Source organism: Vibrio sp. R10-SG3-ISO3 (genome assembly GCF_059834225.1).
The window spans coordinates 42,502-50,508 of sequence record NZ_JCBDHE010000060.1; the positions used below are offsets into that span (position 1 = coordinate 42,502).

An 8,007-nucleotide genomic window follows, 5' to 3' on the forward strand; every position below is an offset into this window, starting at 1 on the left:
ACCCGTGCAGATCCTTGATACTCTTTCCAATCTCTCTCTTCACAAAAAAGTCTTGTGGCTCGCCATTCCTATGGTGCTGTCCAACATCACTGTGCCTCTGTTGGGGCTGGTAGATGCCGCGGTTATTGGTCATTTAGAACATGCGTGGTATTTAGGCGGTGTCGCGCTAGGTACCACCATGATCAGTGTGACTTTCTGGTTGCTCGGGTTTCTGCGCATGGCCACCACAGGTTTAGCGGCCCAAGCGTATGGCGGGAAGTCAGGGCATGGGTTGGCGCTTGTGTTGACGCAAGGGCTCGCGATGGCGTGGCTTTTTGCGCTGCTGTTTCTCATCGTGCATGCTTCAGTGGCCGATATCGTCTTTCAGTTCAGTGAGGCCAGCGAGCAAGTCAAATTTTATGGTGAACAATACTTTTCCATCCGTGTTTGGAGCGCGCCTGCGGCGTTAGCCAATTTTGTGCTGCTTGGCTGGCTGCTTGGAACACAAAACGCAAAAGCGCCCATGTGGATGGTGGTGATCACCAACGCGACCAATATTGCACTCGATCTGCTGTTTGTGATCGGGTTGGAGTGGCAAGTCGAAGGGGCGGCTTGGGCGTCGGTATTGGCCGATTACACCGGTATGAGTTTTGGTTTTTTCTGCGTATGGCGAACATGGCACCAGCAGAACCTACCGCCTATTGGTGATGTGTTGCGTGCCACCACCCGTGGGCTAAGCCGTTTTATCAGACTGAATCGAGATATCTTCCTTCGCTCGCTCTGCCTACAAGCGGTGTTTACCTTTATGACCTTTCAAGGCGCAAACTATGGCGATGAGATTGTCGCGGCGAATGCCGTCTTGATGAGTTTCTTGATGATGATCTCGTACGCAATGGATGGCTTTGCCTATGCAATGGAGGCAATGGTCGGTAAGGCCATCGGCGCAAAAGATCGTCATCAACTGACGCAGTCATTGCTGGGCACCTTTTTCTGGAGTCTGATCATTTGCTCCATATTGACGTTGGTGTTTGCCCAACTGGGATCGCCCTTGATCGCAATGATCACGGATATTGAGTCCGTCCAGCAGCAAGCGCTGCACTTTCTTCCTTGGCTGGTAGCCATGCCGTTGGTTTCTATGTGGTGTTTTCTACTCGACGGTATTTTTGTCGGCGCGACGAAAGGAAGAGAAATGAGAAACAGCATGTTTGTCGCGACCTGTGGGTTCTTCATTCTATTCTGGCTGTTTGAGGCGTTGCAAAACCACGCGCTTTGGTTATCGATGCTCTGTTTTATGGCCGCGCGAGGCATGGCATTAGGGTGGGTTTTGTATCGCCAGTGGCGAGCGGGCGCGTTCTTTCCTGAGTCGATTTGAGGTCATGGCTGCGAAGAAAAAACACGGCGCCAAGCAGAGCCTGACGCCGTGTCGAATGAGATGAAAGTCGCGAGTAAGGGTTAAAACAAGCGATTCAAACCATTGAGGGCGGCGACGCGGTAGGCCTCCGCCATGGTTGGGTAGTTAAAGGTGGTATTGACGAAATACTCGATGGTATTCGCTTCGCCTTTTTGTTCCATGATGGCTTGTCCGATATGGATGATCTCAGCCGCTCGCTCACCAAAACAGTGAATACCTAAAATCTCTTTAGTTTCACGGTGGAAAAGGATCTTCAAACTGCCAATATCTTTGCCTGCAATCTGGGCGCGAGCCAAATGTTTGAACGACGAGCGTCCAACCTCATACGGGACTTTCGCCGCTGTCAGTTCTTGTTCAGTTTTCCCCACAGAGCTGATTTCAGGGATGGTGTAAATGCCGGTTGGGATATCATCAATCAAGTAGCCATCCGCTTGACCTTTGGTAATGGCCTGCGCCACAAATCGGCCTTGGTCATACGCCGCACTGGCCAAACTTGGATAGCCAATCACATCACCGACCGCATAGATGTGCTCAACTGGCGTGCGGTAGTTGGTGTCCACTTTCAACTGACCGCGCGAGTCGGCTTCAAGCCCTACCGCGCTTAAGTTGAGCTTGTCGGTATTGCCGGTGCGGCCGTTGGCGTAGAGCAAACAGTCGGCGCGCATTTTCTTACCCGATTGGAGGTGGACGATCACGCCGTCTTCAGTGCCCTCGATCTTCTCGTAGGTTTCATCGTTGCGAATCACCACGCCGCTATTCCAGAAGTGGTAGGAGAGTGCGTCAGACACTTCGTTGTCCAAAAAGGACAGCAAGCGATCACGTGTATTGATGAGATCGGTTTTTACCCCAAGCCCACGGAAGATAGAGGCGTATTCACAGCCGATCACGCCTGCGCCGTAGATGATGATGTGGCGCGGGTCGTGTTTCAGGCTCAAAATAGAATCGCTGTCGTAAATACGCTCGTGGAGGAAATCGACATCCGCCGGTTGGTAGGGGCGTGAGCCTGTCGCAATCACAAATCTGTCGGCGCTGTAGGTCTCTTCGGTGCCATCGCTTTGCATCACCGCGATGGTGTATTTATCCACAAAGCGCGCCGTACCAAAAATCAACGAGCATTGGTTGCGATCATAAAATCCCTGGCGCAATCGAGTTTGTTTGTCGATGACCGACTTAGCATGACCAAGAATGTTGGAAAAGGTCGAGTGTAAGCTGCTGTTATTGTGGCAAAACAGCGGGTTGTTGTTGAATTCAATGATTCGGCTAACCGCGTGACGCAGCGCTTTGGAGGGGATGGTGCCCCAGTGTGTACACCCGCCACCGACACTGCTCTCTTTCTCTACTATCGCGACGTTGAGCCCCGCTTTGGTCAATCCCATAGCCGCCCCTTCACCACCAGGGCCACTACCTATTACGATCACATCAAAGTGGTTGCTCTGAGCCATAGTTTTATCCTTGTTATAGAGTGTTAACATTGCTGTAGCGAGATTTTAACTGATTCCAAGAGGCAAAGAAAAAAAAGCGACTGAGAGAGTCGATGAGATCACGAGAATAGAGTGCGAGAAGTGAATCTTCGGCCTGGCGCACAGGATAGGCGGGCAAGTGAGAGGGAATTTTGCCTTCAATTAAGCGGGCGTGTTTTAATAGCGATTCTTCACTAAACAACGAATTGAGGTTATCTCCGTAAGCCAATCGTTGTATATTGACTGGCATTGAGGTTAAACACAGATACCAAAGATGAAATCCATGGGAATACGCGCACAACAAAAAGAGAAAACTCGTCGCTCATTGATTGATGCGGCCTTCAGTCAATTAAGTGCTGATCGGAGTTTCTCGAACCTGAGCTTGCGAGAAGTGGCACGAGAGGCCGGGATTGCACCGACGTCTTTTTATCGCCACTTCAAAGACATGGATGAGTTGGGATTGACCATGGTCGATGAAGGCGGCTTGTTGCTGCGTCAGTTGATGCGCCAAGCGCGGCAGAGAATCGTCAAAGAAGGCAGTGTGATTCGCACCTCGGTCGAGACGTTTATGGAGTTTATCGCAAGTAGCCCCAACGTGTTTCGTTTGCTACTGCGTGAGCGCTCCGGAACGTCTTTTGAGTTTCGTACTGCGGTTGCCCGAGAGATGCAACACTTCTGCGCCGAATTGACCGAGTATTTAATCAGCTCAGGCATGTCTCGTGAAGAGGCGTTTACCCAGGCACAAGCGTCCGTGACGCTGGTATTTAGCTCTGGGGCCGAAGCGTTAGATCTAGACAGACGTGAACGCGATGAACTGGCCGAGCGTCTGATAATGCAGTTGCGAATGATAGCCAAAGGGGCTTATTGGTATCGCAAAGAACGTGAACGTAACCGATTAAAAGGTGGGATAAACTAATGTCGAACGAAACAAACCCAGTCGATCGTGGTTCTGAAAAGAAAACCCTCATTTTGGCATTAATCGCAGGTATGTGCGGTGATGCCATGTTGTCTTGGTTGACGATGAGTGAGGTCTCTTTCTCTATCTTTCCGTTGATCGCTTTGGTGCTCTCCTTACAGGCCTTGTACCAAGAGTATCTCCGTCATCCGGTATCCGAGGATATTCCTCTCGTCGGACTCGCGTGCTTTTTCGTCGGTGCGTTTGGTCACTCCGCATTTGTGAAAGCGCAATACCCAGAGGCCGGTTCAAACTTCTTTTCGATCATCGTCTCACTCTTGTTGCTGCTGTGGATCGGTAAAAAGCTCGGCTACATTGGCGCCGAGCGATAAGTACGCGACCACACATTCCTAAACAACAAACGAGCCCTAAGGCTCGTTTGTTCATTTAAGGGGCTAGTCTTTTTTCTCAAGCATCACACCCGCTTCCATGTGGTGGGTAAATCGAACCTTTAATCCGCCAAAGTCTATAGAGTTATATTTTTCAAAGTTAACCACCTGATTTTATTTGTTTTTTGTAATCGTATTGTCCGGTAAAGTCCAAAGCCGTACAATAGAAACTCGACGCTTGCCGTACCCCACGCCGTACCCAGAGCCGTACCCAGAAATGCAGAGGTTTTCCAACGATGACGAAACGAATCAGTACCAATGCAACGTTGCAAGCATTGAAGCCACAGGATAAGGAATACTCGATCCCCGATAAGAAGGTCGAAGGATTGAACATTCGAGTTCGTCCAACAGGCACAATGACTTGGATCTTTCGTTTTCAAGTAGGGAAGAAACACGAAAAAATCTCTATGGGTCGATACATTAAGATCAAACCAGAGCGCGGGATGACATTGGATCAGGCGCGAAAGGAAGCGGGTCGTTATCGTAGTTGGCTGGAAAATGGTAAGAACCCAAAGGTTGAGTTGGATATCGAGAAACGAGCACAAGATGAGGCGAAGACCTTTGACGATGCGTTTATTAGTTTCGATGAAAAACGTCTTTCAAAACAGCTTCGTGGTGACCAGTCGAGGACCATTTACTATCGAGATATCAAGCCGATTCTCGGTAGCATCAAATTGGCTGATTTGAGCATATATGACCTCAACCGGGTCTTTGATGCGAAGGTCGATAAAGACGGTAAGCGTATGGCGGGGGCTATCGGGGTTTGCCATAAAATCATCAATCAAGTGATTAACCATGCCCTAGCACTAAATATGCTTGATACTCATCCTGCACCACAGCTGAAAGCAAAAGACGTTGGCGGCGGCTCAAAAGTGACAAAACGTAATTTAAGCTTTTCAGAGTTAAAGGTTCTGTTAACGAGTATGCCGTCATGGCGTACAGATCCCTCTAACATTCGTTTAATGCAGTTCTTACTTGGTTGTGGACAGCGAATTAGTGCTGTACTAGAAATGCGTTGGAGTGAGTTAGATTTTGAAGAGGGAACTTGGCTGTTACCAGCCAGCTCAGAAGAACGACACACTAAAAGCCAAGATGCTCGTAAAGTGCCTTTAAGTGGCTATCTGCTGACCCTTCTAAAAGAGCAGCGTGACAGCGTGCCAAGTAAGTGGAAGTTGGTATGGCCTCAGCTAACTGTCGATAAAGTGCAAGAACCTGCGGCAGTACGGGCATTGATCAAACGTAATCTACCTATCGATTTTGAGCGCTTTTCACCTCACGACTTGCGCCGTACCTTTATCAGTCGTTGTAGTGAAATGGGGTTAGATATCGTAGCGATTGAAAAGACAGTCGGCCACCAGCTCCCAGGTATGCTCAGAGTCTACAACCATCATGATTATATCGATGAGCAATTGAAGGTTCTGGAAGCATGGGGTAACAAGTTGCAATCGCTAATGGAAGCGAACGTCCACCCGTTACCTTCAGCTAAGATGGCCTAACTTACCTAATTTAGTCTTTGCTTTACGATCAGATTAACCGTTCGTCATGGAGAGGTGTCTGTTCGGACTGTGTATCGCTTGGTTTAGATTTAGCTGATGTGCGTCCGGTTTTTTCTCGAAACCGCTTTTGTTTCCAAGCCTTCATCATCTTATACATTACGTCATTACTGGTTATGTACCGTTCTTCGTGACGAGATGAATCTTCAGTATTCGATGAACTTTTCCTTTTATTTCTCCGTCTATTTGGGTTCAGTATTTCATCTTGGTGACATGTGAACAAGGTGTCGAGTATGGCAATGTTGCTATTGTAATACTGTGCTGCTGACACTGGTTGTATCAAGTGCGGTAGAAACTCCAGCTTGGATTTGATGTAGTTATAAATCCATATGTTTTGTGCTTTATTTTTGGGTTCTATCCAACTGTAGTTTGGATTCAAGTGATGACTTATGTATCGCCATTTCTCTTTTAAAATGCCCATGAGCTTTTCTTTCGCAGAGGCTTTTGCATCCCATTGGTCAAAAAAATCATAGACAAGCTCCAACGCTTCAGCACTGTTGAGCGGTAACTTATTTAATCCTGAAATATGGTATGGGTTTCTTTCTTCATCATCTAAGTGCCGTAAGCAGTAACGTACAGAAAATTCGTAACTAAAAGCTCGCTTTTGATCATCTAACTCGTAGGTTCTTGTTGAAACAAACCTCAGCATTGACCAGACGAAGTAGACCATTCTATCTTCATTTTTTTCGATCCAACGAAAGGAACGGTTGGGCAATAAGTGCTTTATTGCTTGCTCGTTCATCTCTTCTATCTGGCTATCAATACCCGTATGCACGTTGTTAATTGCCATGTTGATCTTTCGTTGTAACTCTTCTTTATCCTCGCTCTCTACGCTGTATGAGATGTCGGTGTTTTGAGAAATAAAGAACAGGTAGTACTTCAAATACCGCACGTTATTGACTCGAAAGAGTCCTCTCTCAGCTAATTTTTCTTCGTATATGCTCTTCTTGCTCACGATGTTTTTCCGTACGAATAAGTGATGAAATAAAGTATCTTTTACTATGTTTATATTGAGTGTTTTATGATTGATTTATGTAGTAAATAAGTTCCTATGTTTTTGTTGGTGTCATTCGCTGTTTCTCGCAATAGCTTGTATTCAACACATGACGTAGCTCTTTTTTCTACTGATTTTACCTGTTTTTACTAGCGGCATAAAGTTCGAGTAATCAAGTTGTGCGAGTGACACTCTAATTGAATGAGAAAATACAGGTTAGTAACGATAAAAAAGGGAAATGATTGGTGGAGGTGTGGTTTGTGACGCTGTTATCTAATCACACAGATATGAAGCGTGTTGGTATAGGTAATATACATAACTACCAACTATTAAAATTAACGTTACTCCCTGTGTGTATGAGACACACACATAGGGATAACACCATGAATCACCAGTACACATCTGAAGACAAATTCAACAACTACGACCTACCTCAACCAACAAAACGAAAGCAACGATTCTTCTACCGTAAGTTTTACCTCTACAAGATTTCTCAATTGATAGAGAAAGCTTTGAAGTATCACTCTAGGCTATCCGTATTTCGGATAGACCTACACTTACCCGAAGATTTCGATGATGCAGATTCAAAGGTCATTACTCGATTCTTCAAATCTCTAAATGCCAAACTGGATGTGGATATCAAACGCAAAGAGAAAAGCTGGGGAAGGAGCTTAAGTAACAAGACCAGTTACGTATGGGCCAAAGAGAAGAATACCTCTAAGCAGTATCACTACCATGTGGCTATTTTCCTGAATAAAGACATCTATCATCGACTCGGTGACGTAGGTGCATCAGAAGGGTGTCTAGCTGCTCTAATGAAGCAATCTTGGTGCAGTGCTATCAAACAGGATAAACCTGCACTAGTCCATTTCTGCAAGAATGGTGTGTACTACTTGAATCTTAACTCATCTGATGTTCAGAGCTCGAAGAATGAGTTATTCAAAAGAGTTTGCTATTTCGCTAAACCTTACTCAAAGGTTTACCAGGGAAACGCGAGAAACTTTGGCACTAGCAGTTAGTCAGCTTAAAAGTAACGGCCATAGTCCCTGTGGGATGAACAGCAAACCATAGGAACTAGAATGCTTAATCAACTCAATGTAGTCCACAGTCGCTCAGAAGCGCCTAATCACCTAACCATCACCAAAGACGCCGATAATCGCAGTATGAGTTTTGGTTGCTGTCGCTACTCACCTTAAAAAATACAGCGCGAGTAATGCCTATGTCATTCACACACAAAAGGCATTACTCATGGCGAATAGAACCCAC

The 8,007-nt window shown here is 46.5% G+C and carries 7 protein-coding genes; 5 read left to right on the forward strand and 2 right to left on the reverse strand.

The genetic code is table 11. The features are described 5' to 3' along the window. Positions 1-4: 4 nt before the first annotated feature. Positions 5-1,351, forward strand: a complete 1,347-nt coding sequence (gene dinF / locus AC6R1A_RS18305; RefSeq protein ID WP_500633539.1) for an MATE family efflux transporter DinF — start codon at positions 5-7, stop codon at positions 1,349-1,351. Positions 1,352-1,431: 80 nt separating this feature from the next. On the opposite strand, the gene sthA is transcribed toward dinF, so the two are convergent. Next, a complete protein-coding gene (gene sthA, locus AC6R1A_RS18310; RefSeq protein WP_334555581.1) occupies positions 1,432-2,832 on the reverse strand; it encodes a Si-specific NAD(P)(+) transhydrogenase in 1,401 nt (466 codons plus the stop codon). Positions 2,833-3,124: 292 nt separating this feature from the next. Between sthA and fabR the strand changes: the two genes are divergently transcribed. From fabR to AC6R1A_RS18325, 3 genes are all read left to right on the forward strand, one after another. After that, entirely contained in the window at positions 3,125-3,766 is a 642-nt protein-coding gene (gene fabR, locus AC6R1A_RS18315) for an HTH-type transcriptional repressor FabR (RefSeq protein WP_334555580.1), read from the forward strand. Next, the gene (locus AC6R1A_RS18320; protein WP_500632160.1) at positions 3,766-4,137 is read left to right on the forward strand and encodes a YijD family membrane protein; all 372 of its coding nucleotides are present in this window, start codon (positions 3,766-3,768) and stop codon (positions 4,135-4,137) included. Before fabR ends, AC6R1A_RS18320 begins: the two co-directional genes overlap by 1 nt. A 293-nt stretch (positions 4,138-4,430) precedes the next feature. Further along, positions 4,431-5,690 (forward strand): tyrosine-type recombinase/integrase, encoded by a 1,260-nt coding sequence (locus tag AC6R1A_RS18325; RefSeq protein WP_248419499.1) that lies wholly within the window; start codon positions 4,431-4,433, stop codon positions 5,688-5,690. Between the two features lie 28 nt (positions 5,691-5,718). Here AC6R1A_RS18325 and AC6R1A_RS18330 read toward each other — a convergent pair whose 3' ends face one another. Beyond that, positions 5,719-6,702 (reverse strand): hypothetical protein, encoded by a 984-nt coding sequence (locus AC6R1A_RS18330; RefSeq protein ID WP_253816125.1) that lies wholly within the window; start codon positions 6,700-6,702, stop codon positions 5,719-5,721. Positions 6,703-7,124: 422 nt separating this feature from the next. Between AC6R1A_RS18330 and AC6R1A_RS18335 the strand changes: the two genes are divergently transcribed. Then, positions 7,125-7,760: an inovirus Gp2 family protein gene (locus tag AC6R1A_RS18335; protein WP_274674146.1), complete on the forward strand. Its 636-nt coding sequence runs from the start codon at positions 7,125-7,127 to the stop codon at positions 7,758-7,760. Positions 7,761-8,007: the final 247 nt, after the last annotated feature.